Source organism: Plantactinospora sp. B5E13, from assembly GCF_039871775.1.
GTDB lineage: Bacteria > Actinomycetota > Actinomycetes > Mycobacteriales > Micromonosporaceae > Plantactinospora.
On sequence record NZ_JBDPLT010000019.1, the window covers coordinates 49,235 to 64,544 of the forward strand.

General features: G+C 72.7%; 14 protein-coding genes and 1 pseudogene. 7 read left to right on the forward strand and 8 right to left on the reverse strand.

Annotation, left to right across the window (positions count from 1 at the left end):
- The first annotated feature begins 108 nt into the window (after nt 1-108).
- Complete coding sequence (locus ABGB05_RS18890) at nt 109-807, forward strand: DUF305 domain-containing protein (RefSeq protein WP_347654746.1); 699 nt, start codon at nt 109-111, stop codon at nt 805-807.
- A 43-nt stretch (nt 808-850) separates the two neighbouring features.
- On the opposite strand, the pseudogene ABGB05_RS18895 reads toward ABGB05_RS18890, so the two are convergent.
- From ABGB05_RS18895 to ABGB05_RS18905, 3 genes and pseudogenes are all read right to left on the reverse strand, one after another.
- Nucleotides 851-1,114, reverse strand: a pseudogene (locus ABGB05_RS18895) (adenylyl cyclase); the annotation flags it as partial.
- A gap of 10 nt (nt 1,115-1,124) precedes the next feature.
- Complete coding sequence (locus ABGB05_RS18900) at nt 1,125-1,613, reverse strand: hypothetical protein (RefSeq protein ID WP_347654747.1); 489 nt, start codon at nt 1,611-1,613, stop codon at nt 1,125-1,127.
- A 328-nt stretch (nt 1,614-1,941) separates the two neighbouring features.
- On the reverse strand, nt 1,942-3,156 hold the full coding sequence (locus ABGB05_RS18905) for a S8 family serine peptidase (protein WP_347654748.1): 1,215 nt from the start codon (nt 3,154-3,156) through the stop codon (nt 1,942-1,944).
- A gap of 727 nt (nt 3,157-3,883) precedes the next feature.
- Between ABGB05_RS18905 and ABGB05_RS18910 the strand changes: the two genes are divergently transcribed.
- From ABGB05_RS18910 to ABGB05_RS18925, 4 genes are all read left to right on the forward strand, one after another.
- Nucleotides 3,884-4,600 carry a helix-hairpin-helix domain-containing protein gene (locus ABGB05_RS18910; protein WP_347654749.1) on the forward strand — a complete coding sequence of 239 codons (717 nt, stop codon included), beginning with the start codon at nt 3,884-3,886 and terminating at the stop codon, nt 4,598-4,600.
- Nucleotides 4,600-5,703, forward strand: a complete 1,104-nt coding sequence (locus ABGB05_RS18915) for an OmpA family protein (protein WP_347654750.1) — start codon at nt 4,600-4,602, stop codon at nt 5,701-5,703. The genes ABGB05_RS18910 and ABGB05_RS18915 overlap by 1 nt, the downstream gene beginning before the upstream one ends.
- 178 nt (nt 5,704-5,881) lie before the next feature.
- On the forward strand, nt 5,882-6,679 hold the full coding sequence (locus tag ABGB05_RS18920) for an SAM-dependent methyltransferase (protein WP_347654751.1): 798 nt from the start codon (nt 5,882-5,884) through the stop codon (nt 6,677-6,679).
- 11 nt (nt 6,680-6,690) lie between these two features.
- Nucleotides 6,691-7,341 carry a hypothetical protein gene (locus ABGB05_RS18925; protein ID WP_347654752.1) on the forward strand — a complete coding sequence of 217 codons (651 nt, stop codon included), beginning with the start codon at nt 6,691-6,693 and terminating at the stop codon, nt 7,339-7,341.
- Between the two features lie 16 nt (nt 7,342-7,357).
- Here ABGB05_RS18925 and ABGB05_RS18930 read toward each other — a convergent pair whose 3' ends face one another.
- Together ABGB05_RS18930 and ABGB05_RS18935 are read right to left on the reverse strand one after the other, a co-directional pair.
- A complete protein-coding gene (locus ABGB05_RS18930; RefSeq protein ID WP_347654753.1) occupies nt 7,358-8,314 on the reverse strand; it encodes a hypothetical protein in 957 nt (318 codons plus the stop codon).
- A gap of 72 nt (nt 8,315-8,386) precedes the next feature.
- Nucleotides 8,387-8,794, reverse strand: a complete 408-nt coding sequence (locus ABGB05_RS18935) for a hypothetical protein (RefSeq protein WP_347654754.1) — start codon at nt 8,792-8,794, stop codon at nt 8,387-8,389.
- A gap of 311 nt (nt 8,795-9,105) precedes the next feature.
- On the opposite strand from ABGB05_RS18935, the gene ABGB05_RS18940 reads away from it, so the two are divergent.
- Together ABGB05_RS18940 and ABGB05_RS18945 are read left to right on the forward strand one after the other, a co-directional pair.
- Nucleotides 9,106-9,897: an NAD-dependent deacylase gene (locus ABGB05_RS18940; protein ID WP_347654755.1), complete on the forward strand. Its 792-nt coding sequence runs from the start codon at nt 9,106-9,108 to the stop codon at nt 9,895-9,897.
- A gap of 216 nt (nt 9,898-10,113) precedes the next feature.
- Nucleotides 10,114-10,629 carry a hypothetical protein gene (locus tag ABGB05_RS18945; protein ID WP_347654756.1) on the forward strand — a complete coding sequence of 172 codons (516 nt, stop codon included), beginning with the start codon at nt 10,114-10,116 and terminating at the stop codon, nt 10,627-10,629.
- Here ABGB05_RS18945 and ABGB05_RS18950 read toward each other — a convergent pair.
- From ABGB05_RS18950 to ABGB05_RS18960, 3 genes are read right to left on the reverse strand one after another with little or no spacing between them, the layout of a single operon-like run.
- Entirely contained in the window at nt 10,581-11,597 is a 1,017-nt protein-coding gene (locus ABGB05_RS18950; protein WP_347654757.1) for an NAD-dependent epimerase/dehydratase family protein, read from the reverse strand. The genes ABGB05_RS18945 and ABGB05_RS18950 overlap by 49 nt on opposite strands.
- The gene (locus tag ABGB05_RS18955) at nt 11,591-14,230 is read right to left on the reverse strand and encodes an alpha/beta fold hydrolase (protein WP_347654758.1); all 2,640 of its coding nucleotides are present in this window, start codon (nt 14,228-14,230) and stop codon (nt 11,591-11,593) included. Before ABGB05_RS18955 ends, ABGB05_RS18950 begins: the two co-directional genes overlap by 7 nt.
- Nucleotides 14,227-15,249, reverse strand: a complete 1,023-nt coding sequence (locus ABGB05_RS18960; RefSeq protein WP_347654759.1) for a 3-oxoacyl-ACP synthase III — start codon at nt 15,247-15,249, stop codon at nt 14,227-14,229. The genes ABGB05_RS18955 and ABGB05_RS18960 overlap by 4 nt, the downstream gene beginning before the upstream one ends.
- Nucleotides 15,250-15,310: the final 61 nt, after the last annotated feature.

The window sequence follows — 15,310 nt, forward strand, 5'->3', positions numbered from 1 at the left end:
TGCCCCAGAGCGGTCCGCCGGCTCCCGATCGGCCCGGAACCTCGACGGACATCACCGGATGGCGGAGAACAGCCCAGGGAGCGCTCCCCTAACCCCTCGGGAGGATCCGTGCGATCGCGCCGTCACCGCACCCCGACCCTCATCCTTCTGCTGGCCGTCCTGGTCGCCCTGGCCGGCTGCGGTGGCGGCGGTGGCGGTCCGCCCGCCACGGAGGTCAGCCCGCCGACCGTCGGCACCGGCCCTCCGGGCGCCGGGTCCGGCGCACCCGTCACCGGATCCCGCTCTCCGGCCGCCGGGACCGTGCCGACCGACACCGTCACGGCCTCCGAGGCGCCGAGCGGGTTCGGCGCCACCGACCGGGCCTGGCTGCAGCTGACCATCGCGATGGACGAACGGATCATCCCGGTCTTCGACCAACTACCCGAACGGGTCGACGACCCGCGACTGCGCGCGCTGATTCGCCGGTTCGAGGCATCCCACCACGACACGCTGCCCCGGCTACGTGCCCTGTACGGACAATCCGGCGGCCCCGCGCGGAACCCGCACGAGGGCCATGACATGCCGGGGATGGCGACCCCGGCACAGCTCGCGGCGGCACGCCGGGCCACCGGCCGGGCCGCCGCCGAGCTCTTCGCCGAACTGGTGCGCGCCCACCTGGACCAGTCGGTCCGGCTCGCCCGGGCCGAGCGGGAGCACGGTGTCGAACCGGCCACCCGGGCCGTCGCCGCCGAGATCGAACGAACCCGCGCCGACCAGCGCGCGCAACTGGACCGGCTGCTGCCGGCCGCTGGCACCACCACCGGTTGACCCGGCCGGCCGTTCACGTCGACGGCCGGCCGGGTGACTCCGGTCAGGGAACCGGATACTCCGTCAGATGGACCGGCGCACCGGTCCGGGTGGTGTCGGCCGGGTCACCCAGGCCGTTGACCACGTGGTCGATCGTGCCGGCGCTCAGGTTCACCGTCATCACGTGGTGCAACCGGACCCCCGGCGTCACCGGCACCTCGAAGCCGTTCTCGGTGTGGATCGACGGGTTGTTCTGGTTGAAGACGTACACGCCACCGCCGTACAGGGTGTGGTGGCGTACCCGGTCGCCGACCTTGTAGCCGGCGTACCGTTACCTTTCAGTGCACTTTAGTGAGCACACGATTGGTAGTCCGACCTTGCGGTGGGACGGTCCCGGTCTGACCGGCGGGTGCCGTGCCGGGTTCACGCTTCACAGCCGCCCGCCCGCGTACGCGGGGGTCTTCCGGTTGGCTCCACGTGCTGCGGTTGTAGACCTCGACCTTGCCGTTGATGACCACGTCGGTCGGCGAGGCGCCCAGCCCGGCGATCTCGGTGTAGTACCCGACCCTGATCTGCAGGGGCCGCTCGGCGCTCCCGTAGGTGCCGGGCCGGAACAGGAAGGCGTACCGGTTGGTTCCCATCTCGTTGTCGATCTGCGCGGCGTGCGTCGCGTCGAGGGCCGCCCGGATCCGCTCGACGGACGCCGCCGGGTTCGTCAGGGTCAGCGCGGCGACCGTCACCAGCACGAGGCCGAGCGGTGCGGCCCGGTTGACCAGCCGGTGACGGACGGGCCGCCGTCGGGGTGGTTCTCGGTGGGTCGGGCACATCCGGTCCGTCGTCGCGGGCGGGGCGACCGCGGCGGCGGTTCCGTGGAGAAGTGATTCACCAGGGCGTCTCCCTGCTCGTGGCGGTACGGCCCGGGCGGCGGCCGCGGCGGTGAGAGCGCTCTCCCAGTCGGCCGGCCACGGCACGTCGGGCACAGTGGTGGATGGGGATGTTTCTACCCGGTGACCCGACGGTGCGCCATGCCCGAACGGCTCCTGATTCCGGCCCGGCCCGCCCCCGACGGTCCGGACAGGACAGCCTCGGACCGGTCGGCCCGATCCGCTCCGACGTGCCCGTGGGTGCCCCACCGGCGGGGCACCCACGGCCGCGTCAGAGGTCGCCGGTGTAGAGGAGGCGGTTCGGCGAGCCGAGTCCGGGACCGCCGACCGCGCCCGTGGTGGCGCTGTCGACGATCGCCGCGTGCACCTGGGCCGGCGACGCTCCCGGATGCGCGGAGAGGTAGAGAGCGGCGGCACCGGCGACGTGCGGCGCCGCCATCGAGGTACCGCTGATGGTGTTCGTCGCCCCGTCGGCGGTGTTCCACGCCGAGCTGATGTCGATCCCGGGGGCGAAGACGTCGACGCACCTGCCGTGGTTGGCCCAGAGCGGCTTGCGGTCGGTACGGTCGGTCGCGGACACCGTCATCGCCTCGGCCACCCGGGCCGGCGACTGCGTGCAGGCGTCGAGCGGGATGAGCCCGAGCAGTCCGTTGCCTGCCGCGATCGAGTAGCTGACCCCGGAGGCGATCGACCGGCGTACGGCGTCGTCGAGGGCGGGGTCGACGCCGCCGCCGAGGCTCATGTTCGCCACCGCCGGCTTGACCGCGTTCCTGGTGACCCAGTCGATCCCGGCGACGACCTGCTCGGTGGTGCCGCTTCCCGCGCAGTCGAGGACCCGTACCGCGATCAGGCGTACCGCCTTCGCCACCCCGTACGCGGATCCGCCGACCGTGCCGGCAACGTGGGTGCCGTGGCCGTTGCAGTCGTCGGCCGTACCACCGTCCACCGCGTCGAAGCCGCTGCTCGCCCGTCCGCCGAAGTCGGCATGACCGGTCCGGATGCCGGTGTCGATGACGTACGCGCGGACGTTCGACGCGGTCCGGTCGTAGGCGTACGTCGAACTGAGCGGCAGGTTCCGCTGGTCGATCCGGTCCAGCCCGTACGACGGCGGGTTGCTCTGGGTCGCGGAGATCCGGTGTACGACGTTGGGTTGCACGTAGGCAACGGACGGGTCGGCGGCGAGCCGGCGCGCCTGTCGGGCCGACATGGTGGCGGAGAAGCCCCGCAGAGCGTGCGAGAACGTGGTGCGCACCACGGCGTCGTGTCGGCCGGCGAGCGCCTTCGCCTTACCGTTCACCGCGGTGGCACCGGCCGTGGTGGTGGTCACCCTCAGCACCACGATGTAGCTGTCGGGCACCACCTCCGCGCCGGGCACAGCGACGATCCGGCCTTCGGGGACGGCCGCCGCGCCGACCGTCGGTGTTCCCACCGTACCGAGCAGCGTGACGACGCCGGCCGTGACGGCCAGTCGCAGGGTTCGAACCATCGGTTTCCTTCCCGGGCTGGTGGCCGAGTACGCCCTGGGACACCTGACGAGGTCAACCCGGCCGGATGATCGATGAGGGAGCACGCTAACAGCCATATACGCCCATGAAAAGCCCCTCATGCGACATTCCCTGGCGAAGTCGGCCGGTTTCCCGGTCGGGCTCCCGGTCGGGCTCCCGGTCGGGCTCCCGGTCGGGCGACGGAGGCCGCGCCGGTTGGCCTTGCCCGTTGGGCAACGGAGGCCGCGGCGGCCGGCCGGAGAAGCGCCGTTGCCTGATCCAGCACCCCCTCCCCTGTGCCGACAATCACCGGACATATTGGTTCGGACACGTCCCGCCGACAGTTCTCCAGTTTCACAGGGGCCTCCGGAAGGCAGGAACAACAATTACGCAGCCCACGACGGAGTGACGGTAGCGAGGTCAGAGATGTGACCGTAAACGCCCGCCCCACCATTTCTCAGCTCGTCGACGACGAACCGGGGTCAACCTTTTCGGGTGAATGAATGACCAGCCCACAGCCCCAGCGAACACTAAAGAAAATTGTGATCTTATTGCGATACATTCGCGTACCGGGGCGCGGTCCGTCCATATAGGATGATCGCGACCGCGCGTTCGGCCCACTCATTCGGCACCCTATCCGTCCGCATGTACATATTCTGCGGACCGGACGTACCCACGTGCTGACCGAGCCCGAAAGACGCATCCCGACAATCGGCATGGAGGAAAAACGTGGCCTGGTTCGTCAACCAGTCGCTCTTCATCATTCTGGCGGCGTTCCTTCTGGGGTTGCTCGTCGGCTGGCTGGTCTGGGGCACCAGAACCCAGTCACCGCCCCCGGCCGACACCGCCAGCCGGCCGGCGACCGGTGAACACGACCTTCCACCGGCTGCCGTCGAGTCGACCGCCCGACCGGCGACCAGGGAACACAGTGTTCCGCCGGTACCCGCCGGAGATCCGATCCGGATGACCACGGACCACGGCGTACCGCCGTCGGGCACGGACCACGGCGTCCCGCCCGCAACAGCCGACCAGGACGTCCCGACGTCATCCACGGACCAGGACGTCCGGACGGTCGCCACCGACCACGAGGCCCGACCGGTGGCCGCGGGGGTGGCCACGATGACCGAACCCGCCGCCGTACCCGACGACGACCTGGAACGGATCGAGGGCATCGGGCCGAAGATGGCCGCCGCGCTGCGGGCCGCCGGCATCCACACCTTCGGGCAGCTCGCCGAGACCGACGACAGCACCCGGCGGGCCGCCATCGAGGCCGCCGGGCTCAGTTTCGCCCCGAGTCTGGTGACCTGGGGCCGGCAGGCCCGCCTGCTCGCCGACGGTGACGAGGACGGCTTCGCCGAACTCACCCTGCGGCTGGTGGCCGGCCGCGACACGGAGGCAACCGGGCACGAGGCGGCCGGGCACGAGACCGAGGCGGGACAGCGTTGATGACCAGGGAGCTGAGGACCACCGCTTCGAGGACCACGCCGCTCACGCCCCCGCCGGCGACAACAGGGGGGACACGCCGGTTCCACCCGCTGGTCGGCCTGGTGGTCGCGCTCCTCGGCCTGGCCGTCCTGCTCACCGCCCAGCAGTTCCCGAACCGACACCGGATGGAGGCGGACCTCACCCAGCGCTCGACACAGGCGCTGCACACCGCCGGCCTCTCCGACGTCCGGGTCAGCTTCACCGGGCGCGACGGACGGCTGCGGGCCACCTCGCCGGGCGAGGCCCGACAGGCGCTCGACATCGTCCGGGCCCTGGAGGGCGTACGCGCGGCCAAGGCCGAGGTGCCACGCGAATCGGAGCCGGCCCCGGTGCCCGTACCGCCATCGGTGTTGCTGACCATGGCCGACGGCACGGTGTCGATCAGCGGCACCGTGCCCGGTGAAGGCTTTCGCACCGCGCTGGTCCGCGCCGCCGCCGACGTGGTCGGGACCGACGACGTCGACGAGCGGCTGACGGTCGACGACGGCGTGACCGACACGGGGCTGTCCAGCCTGCCCGGGGTGCTGGCCGCGCTCGGCCGCGACGCCGACGATGCGACGGTGGCCTTGGACGGCGGGACACTCACCCTGATCGGCACCGCCTCCTCGGAGGTACGGAAGGCCAGGGTGCTCGCGGCCGCCCGAGGCGGCGGCGTCGGGCTGGTCGACCGGCTCGGGGTCGCCGACGTACGCGAACAGATCGCCGGACTGCCGCCGCTCACCTTTGCCCTCGGTGGCGCCTCGCTCACCTCGGCGTCTCGGGCGAGCCTGGTCCGGCTGGGCCGGATCCTGCGGGACAACCCGAGTACCCGGATCCGCATCGAGGGCCACACCGACTCCAGCGGTTCGGCCGCGTCGAACCTGGTGCTCAGCCGGGTACGGGCCAAGGCGGTGCTCACCTTCCTGCTCGACCAGGGCGTCGCCGCCGACCGGTTGACCAGCCGGGGGTACGGCGAGGCCCGACTGAAGGTGCCCGACACCTCCCCCGCCAACCGGGCGGAGAACCGCCGGGTGGAGCTGGTGACCAGTACGTCCACCCCGGCGACGGGCAACAACGGGACATGACGCGGCGGGTCCGACGACCGGGCCCGCGCGGGCGTGCGGGGTGGAGTCCGGCGCTCTGCCCCGCCCCGGAACCGCAACCATCCGGGTCCGAGAGGGATTCATGTTCGGCCACGTACGATGTGCCGATCCCGTCGCCCTCTCGGTCCACACCCGACGATCCGCACAGAGGAGCACCACCATGGCCGAACCCGATCCCGACCTCGCCGCGCAACTGCAGTTCGACGTCCCGCACGCGGCGCGGATCTGGAACTACTGGATGGGCGGGAAGGACAATTTCCACGCCGACCGCACCGCCGGAGACGCCGTCGCCGAGGTGTATCCGGAGATCGTCGTCATGGCCCGCCAGTCCCGACAGTTCCTCATCCGCGCGGTACGGTCCCTGGCCGCCGAGGCGGGGATCCGGCAGTTCCTCGACATCGGAACCGGCCTGCCCACCATGCAGAACACCCACCAGGTCGCCCAGGAGGCCGCGCCGGAGTCCCGGATCGTCTACGTCGACCACGACCCGATGGTGCTGGTGCACGCCCGCGCCCTGCTCGCCGACTCCAGCACCGAGGGCGTGACCAGGTACGTACACGCCGACTACCACGACCCGGCCACGATCCTCGCCGAGGCCGGCGAAACCCTGGACCTCCAAAAACCGGTCGCGGTGATGTTCATGGGTGTGCTCGGCTACGAGCCGGACCTCGCGGTGGTGCGCTCGATCGTGGGCCGGGTGATGGACGCCGTCCCCAGCGGCAGCCACCTGGTGCTCTGGGACGGTACCGACACCAGCCCGTCGGTGGTCGCCGGCGCCGACCGGCTGGCGCAGAGCGGCGGCGTCCCGTACATCCTGCGCAGCCCCGACCAACTGGCCGAGTGCTTCGCGGGCCTGACCCTCCTGGAGCCGGGTCTGGTGCCGATCACCCTGTGGCGGCCGGACGACCCCGACGCCGAGGGAATCGACGCCTACGGCGCCGTGGCCCGCAACCCCTGACGGCCCACACGGTGCCGGCGAGGAGTGCCGTTCGGCGCTGGCGTCGGCGACGTCCCACGTCAGCGCCCGTCCGGGCGGTCCGGTCCCGGCCCCTCGTCGGGGCGCTGCTGCCGCTCGTCGGAGCACTGCTGCCCGTCGGGGCGTCGCTGGCCGCGTGCGGGCAGGGCCGGCCCGCACCACCGCCCACGACCGGACCACCCGCCGTCGCGGCGGAAACGCTGCCGGCGGTCCGGACGTTCTGCCCCGAGGCGGGTCGGAGTCCCTGCGCCGAACTGGGTGAGCCGACCGGGGGTTCGGTCGGCCGTCCCCTCGACCCGTCGGGCGTGGCGGCAGTCGACAGTTACTACGCCTGCACCACCCACCTGACGTACTCCGCCACCTCGATGGCGTTGCGGCAGTGCCGGCAGCTGCTGGAGGTGGAGATACCCGCGATGCGGGCGGCGGTCGGCTCCCCGGCCCCGGCGCTCGTCGCGGGCGACCTGAATCTGCGCCTCGACGGCACGCAGGGCGTGCGGGACTGCGTCCCCGCCGACCACCGGCACCTCGGGGACGGCAACGTCCAGCATCTGATCACCAACGGCGACGTCGGCCTCGGGCCGGCCCGGCGCTATCCGATGCGGCACACCGACCACCACGGCTGGTACGTCACCGTCCGTCCCTGACCGTGCCGACACCCGGTCAGAACTTGGGGATGACGGCGGCGATCGTGGTGGCCAGCAGCGGGCCGAGGATGACCAGACCGGACTGCAGCTCGCTGACCGAGGTGCGGTTGACCCCGAGGATCTCCTCCAACTTGATCCGGTCCTCGGCGGCGGTGATCAGGTCGGCCTTCGCCACGTGCGCGAGGTCCGAGAACTCGTCCACGTACACCTGGCAGCGGCGACGCAGCAGGGTGGCGGTGGGTACGTGCATCAGCGCGATCAGGATCGTGCCGGCCGCCCCGATCGCGAACGCGGTCGACTGGGGAATCCGCTCCGAGCCGCCCCAGCCCACCGCGGTCGCCCCGACCAGCACCATCATCAGCAGCAGCGAGCCCATCATCTGCAACACGCGGACCAGGATCCGCCGCAGTCGCATCAACGCGGCCAACTGCTCACCCGGGGTGCCGGTAAGCCCTCGCATCGAGACGATCCGCAGTCCCGCGATGGTGGCCCCGGCCGGCAACCCCCCGAGTACGACGAGCGACACGAACGTCATCGAACGCCAGCCGAAGTCACTGCCCAGGATCGCCTGCGTGGTGACCACGGCACCGGCCACCAGCACGAGGAAGGCGGCCAGCGACGGGACGACCCGGGATACCGGCACCGGCTGGATCCGCTGCAGGTCGTGCCAACGCGCCACCCCGGAGCCGATCGTCGATCCGCTGAGCGCGCCGAGCACCCCGGCGGCGGTCGCCCACAACAGCCACTTCGAGTGGTACGGGGGCAGCTGACGGTCCGGGTTCGTGTAGGCGACGCCGAACGCGACCGCCGCGCCGGCCAGCATCATCAGCGTACGCACCACACGCGGCCAGCCGACGAGACCCAGCGGACGCGGTGAGGTCGCCGGCGGAGCGGAGGGCGGAACGGGCGGTGCAGCGGTGTGCGTGGAAGGGGTGGGTGTCGACGCGGCGAGCGGCGTCTCCACGGCGGTCATGGCAGGGAACTTTAGAGGATTTCCCGGATCGGCCACGCTCCCGTGCCGACCCGGCGACACGCCGGGATCGACCTACCGGTCGGCTCCGCGCAGCTCGCGAATCAACGGATCGGCGCCGTCACCGAGGTTGTCGACGAGGGTGGCCGGTGCGCGCATGTGCCACGCGTCGGTGACGAGTTCCCGCAGCCGCGCGACATCGACCCGCGTCAGCCGCAGCATCACCAGCGGCAGGCCGTCGTAGGCCGGTGTGGTGAAGAAGAGGTCCGGCTCCCCGAGCAGCAGCGCCTGCTTCTCGGCCTCGTCGCCGACGTACAGCACCGCGATGTCGGTCCGGATCACCCGCGGCCCGTCGGGTCTGCGCTCCGGGTACGACCAGACGAAGCCCTTGTCCGCGACCCGGAAGTCGAAGCCGGCGCTGTCGATCTCGACCACGTGGGGCAGGGCGAGCGCCAGACGACGCACGTCCTCGGCGTCAGCCACCGCACCCACCCCCGGAACCCGACTCGCACATGGGCACAGGCTAGCCCGCCCCACCGACAGCAGAGTGTCCGCCAGGCCCGTCCGACGGCTCAGGGGCGCCGGCCGTCAGCCGGGTGGTGTGCCGGAACCCGACTCCGATCCGGCGAGGTTGGCGCTGTTCACGCGTGTCGAGTACTCCTGATCCGTCCGCCCTGCGGCCAGCCCACGCGGTTATCCGGCACGCGGCAGTAGCCGCGACGCCCCGGCCCGTCCACCGCCGATGCTCGCGTCCGGGAGCGCGCCGGTCCGGACGTACTGGCAGGATCTCCCGGATGGAGACCGTGCTGCCGCCCGGGGTCGCGGCCATCCTCGGCCGGGCCCGCCGGGTCGTCGTCTTCACCGGTGCCGGAATCTCGGCCGAGAGCGGTGTGCCGACATTCCGGGACGATCTGACCGGGTTGTGGGCCCGCTTCGACGCCGAACGGCTCGCCACGCCGGAGGCGTTCCACGCCGATCCGGATCTGGTCTGGGGCTGGTACGAGTGGCGGCGGGCCCGGGTCCGTCGAGCCGGGCCGAATGCCGGCCACCTGGCCGTGGCCACCATCGAAGCCCGTCTCCCCGGCAGCGTTGTGATCACCCAGAATGTCGACGACCTGCACGAACGGGCCGGCTCCCGGGCTCCGGTCCACCTGCACGGCAGTCTCTTCGCGCCGCGCTGTGTGGCGGAGGCCGGGCATCCGGCGGCCCTGCCGGAGGCCGGGGACGGCCAGGACACCGATCCGGGTGACGGTCGCCTGCTGCCGCCACCGCGGTGTGTCCACTGCGGAGCGCTCGTCCGTCCCGGCGTGGTGTGGTTCGGCGAGGCCCTGCCCGAGGCGGCGTTGACCGCGGCGGTCGAGGCGGCCGCCGCCTGCGACGTGCTGCTGACGGTGGGCACCTCCGGCGTCATCCATCCGGCGGCCGAGATCCCCCGGATCGCGGCGCGCCGCGGCGCCACGGTGATCCAGGTCAACCCGGAGCCGACTCCGCTCGATCCCGTCTGCGCCGTCAATCTGCGCGGGTCCGCCGCACAGGTGCTCCCCGCCCTGGTCGACGCCGCCTGGGGAGTCGACGAGCGGAGGTGAGGCGTGCCGGGCGGGGGCCCGTGGACGCTCCCGGTCGGCACGCGCGTCGGTCCACGCGGTGCCGGCGACCCGTACGGACGCGTCACCAAAGCACGTTCTCGACCGGTATGGCCGGTAGATCCGGGTTTTACGCGCTGGAGCCTGGGCAATCGGACGAAATCGACGAGGGGTGGGCGGTCCCTGACGGTGGTAGACCTTCGCGGAAGGAAGTGGCAGATGATCGGGCCGGTCCAATTGATGATCATTGGATTCGACGGGCGACAGATCCCCGCTCCCCTCCTGGAGAAGTTGCACACGTTGCGGGCCGAACCCGCCGTACACATCCTCGACGCCCTCGCCGCGCACAAGAACCGGGACGGCACCATCGAGACGGAGGGGGTCCCGGACCTGCTCCCCGACCCCGCGCACGAGCCCGGCGCCATCCTCGACCGGCTGATGGCCAGAGCGGGAGCCGCCGGGACCATGGGCCAGACCTCGAACACCGGGCCCAGCTACCTGTTCCGCAGCGACGCCCTACCCGATCCTCGGACGGCCGCCAGCGGCACCAGCTCCCTGGCCCTCCTCCTGGAGCACCGGTGGGCCGCCCCGCTGCGCGACGCCGCCACCGAGGTCGACGCCTATCCCATCGACACGGGGTGGCTCGGCCAGAACACGTTGACGGAGGTCGGGCTGTTGCCGGACCGTCAGGGATGGCGCCCCGGTAGCTCGGTCCGGTCTCCGGCGCCCGGCTGAGCGGCGGCGGCCAACCGGGCGAAACCCTCGCGCAGACTGACCCGGGGTGACCAGCCCAGCGCCTCCCGGGTCCGACGCTGGTCGAACCAGTGCGCGGTGGACAACTGCTCGGCAAGGAACCGGGTCATCGGCGGTTCGTCGGTGCGCCGCAACGCCGACCAGAGACGCTCGACGACCACACCGCCGGTCCGGGCCACCGCGACCGGCACCCGCAGCCGTGGTGACGGCGCCCCGGCGGCGGCGCAGATCCGGTCGACCAGTTCGGCCACCGTCCGCGGCTCCCCGTTCGACACCACGAAGGCCTGTCCGTGCACGCCGTCCTCGGCGGCCCGGTCGAGCGCGGCGACCAGGGCGTCGGCGGCGTTGTCGACGTACGTGGTGTCGATCAGGGCGGTGCCCTGGCCGACCAGGGCCAGCCGGCCGGACCGGGCGCGTTCGATGATCCGGGCGACCAGCTGGGTGTCGCCCGGTCCCCAGACGAGATGTGGGCGAACCGCCACGACGGCGAGATCGGGCGAGTCGGCAGCCAACGCGAGCAGTTCGGCCGAGGCCTTGCTGCGGGCGTAGTTGCCCCGGGCCCGGTCCGGGTCGGCCGGGTCGGCACCGACCCCGACCAGGCCGGCACCGTGGTGGGCGACCGACGGGGAGGAGACGTGCACGAACCGCGCCACGCCGGCCCCCCGGGCGGCCTCGAGCAGCACCGCGGTGCCGCCGATGTTGGCCCGCTCGAACAGCTCCCAGGCCCCGGTCATCGACACCTTCGCGGCCAGGTGGACCACCGCGTCGACCCCGCTGACGGCCGCCCGTACGACGGCCGGGTCGGTGATGTCGCCACGCCGTTCGTCAACACCGCCCAGCCCGGCGGACCGGCGTTGCAGGACCCGGACCTCGTCGCCCCGGCGCAGCAGGGCGGTCGCGACGGCGCGGCCGAGCATGCCGCTGGCACCGGTGACCAGGACCCTCACCATCCGCCGATCCTCCCACCGGCGAGTATCCGTTCCGCCCAGCGACTAAGCCGGGAGCGGTCGATCTTGGAGTTGTGCCGGATGTCGGTGGGCAGCGACGGCACGACGAGCACCGCCGCGACCGGTGGCGTGGTCACCGCGCGTACCGCGTCGGCGAGTTCGCGGCTCGCCAGTCCCGGCCGACGTACCGGGGGCCGGGTCTCGGCGACGACCACCACCTGCGCCACACCGCGTGGACCCACCCCGACCGCCGCCGCCCGGGCGATCTGCGGCAACGACTCCACCTGCTGCTCGATCCCCACCGGGGTGAGGACGCCGTCCGCGGTGACGATCACGTGCGCCAGCCGGCCCTGGACCCAGAGCCGGCCGTCCGGGTCGAGGTGTCCGACGTCGCCGGTGCGGTGCCAGCCCGGGTTCCGGGAGCTGGCCCGCTCGGTGAGCCAGAGATTGTCGTACCGGTCCTTGACGTGTGCGGCGCTGACCATGATCTCGCCGGTCCGTCCGGGTTCGGCGCCCGGCTCGGCGGCGGGCTCACCGGTGCCGTCGAGCGGGGCGACCGCCACCCGCACGCCGGGCAGCGGCCGCCCGACGCAGACCCCGTCACCCGGCCCGACGTCGACGATCTCGTCAAGGGTGATGTCGGTGACCGGCAGTGCCTCGGTCATCCCGTACGGGGTGTGCGGCTGGGCGGCGGGCATCAGCGTCCGCGCCTGGGCGAGCAGCGGGGCGGGCACCGGCGCACCGGCGCTGAACAGCAGCCGGACCCCCGCCAGCGCGGCACGGTGCCGGGGATCCAGCAGGTCGCCGGTGTCGACCACGTTGCGCAGCGCGGCCGGTGAGGCGAACACCGCGGAGGCGTCGACGGTGGCCGCGGCCTCGGCGAGCGCCGCGGCGGTCAACGTCCGGGGTGCGGTCACGGTCATGTCCGGGATCGCCGAAGGAACGCCGAGGGCCGGTCCGAAGAGCGCGAACGGCGCGAACGCCGCCACGATCCCGCCCTCGGCGGCCAGCCCGAGGCCGGCGAGCGCGTCCCGCATCGCGGCGAGCTGACGGTGGGTGTAGACGGCGCCCTTCGCCGGCCCGGTGGAGCCGGAGGTGAAGAGCACCGCCGCGTCGTCGTCCGGCTTCGGCGCGGATACGGGCACGAGCGACACTGCCCGCTCGTTCGCGCCGAGTCGGGCGAGTCTGCCCAGGGTCAACGCGCCGAGGGCGGCGGCGCCGGGCCCGGCCCCGAGACGGCGTCCCGGCCAGCGCAGGACCCGGGCGACGGCGAGTCCGGGGCCGATCGCGATGAGGTGCGCGGGAGCGGCCCCCCGGAGGGCCCGGTTCATGCCGGCCAGTCCCAGCCCCGGGTCGGCGACCACGATCACCGCGCCGATGCGCAGACAGGCGTAGACGGCGGCGGTCAGGTCGGCGCCGGGCGGCACCAGCAACGCCACCCGGTCGCCGGGGCGTACCCCGGAGGCGGACAGTCCGGCGGCGATCTCCCGGATCCGCCGCCACAGCAGCGACCAGCTCACCCGCCGGCCGCCCCGGGCCAGCTCGACCAGTGCGGTGGAACGGTCGTCGGCGCGCTCCTCCAGCGACGCCCACAGTGGACGCCACAACGGCGGCTCCGGTGCCGACTCCGGCGTCGGGTCCACGGTCGTCACCGGCGCCCACGGCGTGACCGGGCCGGGATCCGCCGACGGCGCGGACTGCCCCAGGTCGGTCACCCACTGTTCGACGGCGCCGGCGACGTCGGCATCCTCGGCGAGCAGGTGTCCCGCACCCTCGAACCGGTGCAGCCGGGCGTGCGGCAGCCGTTCGCGCAGATCGCGCAGGTGGGCGGCGCCGAAGACCGGGTCGCGTGGCCCCCACAGCAGCAGCGCCGGCACCTCGGCCAACCGGTCCAGGCCCTCCGCGACCGCCACCAGGGTGGACCAGCTCGGGTGCTCCGGGGTGAGCGGGATGTCCGCGACGAAACCGCCGATCGCCGCCCGACGGTCCGGCGATCGGTGCGGGGCGAGGTAGCCGTCACGGACCGGCGCCGGCAGCCACGGATTCGCCAACCCGAGCGTGGCCAGCAGGAAAGTCGGAGTCGCCACCGTCACCGCCGGCAGGATTCCGGGCAACCGGGCCAGCCGGATCAGCGCCGGGGCCGGGGAGCCGCTCGGCTGGTGCACCGCCGTGTTCGTCAGCACCACGCCACGGAGCTGGTCGCGGTGCCGCAGCGCCCAGCCGAGCGAGATGGCGCCGCCCCAGTCGTGCCCGACGGTCACGACCGGACCGGTCAGGCCCAGGGCGTCGGTGACCGTACCGAGGTCGGCGATCCGCTGCGCCAGTGGGCGTACGGTGCCGGTGCGCTCGGAGAACCCCATGTCCAGGTGGTCGACGGCGACCACCCGCCAGGGCGGCGCCCCGGGTCGGCCGAACCGGGCCAGCAGGTGTCGCCACAGGTACGACCAGGTGGGATTGCCGTGCACACAGAGCAACGTGCCCGCGTACCGACCGTGGTCACCGGTCTCCGCGCCGGCGCTGTCCAGGACATGCCAGGTACGGCGTACGCCCTGGCTGTCCGGTGCGGTGACCGACCGGGACCAGGCCGGGTCCAGACCAGGCAGCGGGCCCGGTCCCCACTGCTCCGGGCCGCTCACCACACGATCTCCAGGGCGCAGGTGTTGAGGCCGGAGCCGACGCCCATGCACAGCACCCGCTCGCCCGCGCTGAGCGAGTCGACGCTCTGCGCCAGAGTCAGCGGCAGCGACGCCGGCCCGACGTTGCCGAGCAGCGGGAACGTCACCGGCACCCGGGCCGGGTCGAGACCGAGCCGGTCGACGACACCACGGGTGTGGGCCACCGAGACCTGGTGCATCACGTACCGGTCCATGTCCTGCCAGTCCCATGCGCCGACGTGCGCCCAGGTCGCCTCCGCCAACTCCAGACCGGCGTCGAGCAGGCCCTTCGCGTCGGTACGCATCCTCGTGTTGTCCCCGACGCACAGCTCGTGGTGTTGGGTGGCCGCCCGACCCACGCCGCCGACCAGGCGGTGGCCGTCCGGGTGGGCGTCCGCGGCGGCCAGCACCATGGCCGCCGCGCCTGAGCCGAGGGTCAACGTGGCGAACTGGTCCCGGATGTCCCGCCGGGTCGTCTCCGGACGGCGTAGCCGCTCGATGGTCGCCTCCTGTGCCTGCCGGGAGCTCTCCCCGGCCACGACCAGCGCGTACCGGATCTGCCCGGCGTCGATCATGTTGGCGGCGACCTGCATGCCGTTGACGAACCCGAGGCAGGCGTTGGCGATGTCGAAGTTCAACGCCGTCTGCGGCAGACCCAGCGCGTGGTGGACGGCCACCGCCGTAGACGGTTCCAGATGCGCCCGGGACACCGAGGTGTTGATCAGCAGCCCGACGTCGCGCGGGTCGACGCCCGCCTCCGACAGCGCCTTCGCCCCCGCGGTCGCCGCCGCGTCGACGAAGCTGACGTCGTCCGACCACCAACGCCGTTCCCGGATGCCGGCGATTCGCTGGAGCATGCCCCGGCGCAGCCGCAGCCGTTCGAGGGTTCCGCTCAACTCGTCGTCGATCTGGTCGGAGGTCACCACCACCGGTGCCTCCAGCGCTGTCACCGACAGCACCGCCGTGTTGTCGTAGCGGTACTCAGCGTTACCGTCCGTCATCCAGCCCCCGTCCCTCGCCCACCCCGAAGGCTCGAAGTTATCCACTCCGGCCGTCACCCAC

What these genes read in the sequence shown, in the direction of transcription:
- ABGB05_RS18900 (WP_347654747.1), bottom strand. Translation starts at nt 1,613, where the DNA reads ATGTGCCCGACCCACCGAGAACCACCCCGACGGCGGCCCGTCCGTCAC.
- ABGB05_RS18905 (WP_347654748.1), bottom strand. Translation starts at nt 3,156, where the DNA reads ATGGTTCGAACCCTGCGACTGGCCGTCACGGCCGGCGTCGTCACGCTG.
- ABGB05_RS18915 (WP_347654750.1), top strand. Translation starts at nt 4,600, where the DNA reads ATGACCAGGGAGCTGAGGACCACCGCTTCGAGGACCACGCCGCTCACG.
- ABGB05_RS18920 (WP_347654751.1), top strand. Translation starts at nt 5,882, where the DNA reads ATGGCCGAACCCGATCCCGACCTCGCCGCGCAACTGCAGTTCGACGTC.
- ABGB05_RS18930 (WP_347654753.1), bottom strand. Translation starts at nt 8,314, where the DNA reads ATGACCGCCGTGGAGACGCCGCTCGCCGCGTCGACACCCACCCCTTCC.
- ABGB05_RS18940 (WP_347654755.1), top strand. Translation starts at nt 9,106, where the DNA reads ATGGAGACCGTGCTGCCGCCCGGGGTCGCGGCCATCCTCGGCCGGGCC.
- ABGB05_RS18945 (WP_347654756.1), top strand. Translation starts at nt 10,114, where the DNA reads ATGATCGGGCCGGTCCAATTGATGATCATTGGATTCGACGGGCGACAG.
- ABGB05_RS18950 (WP_347654757.1), bottom strand. Translation starts at nt 11,597, where the DNA reads ATGGTGAGGGTCCTGGTCACCGGTGCCAGCGGCATGCTCGGCCGCGCC.
- ABGB05_RS18960 (WP_347654759.1), bottom strand. Translation starts at nt 15,249, where the DNA reads ATGACGGACGGTAACGCTGAGTACCGCTACGACAACACGGCGGTGCTG.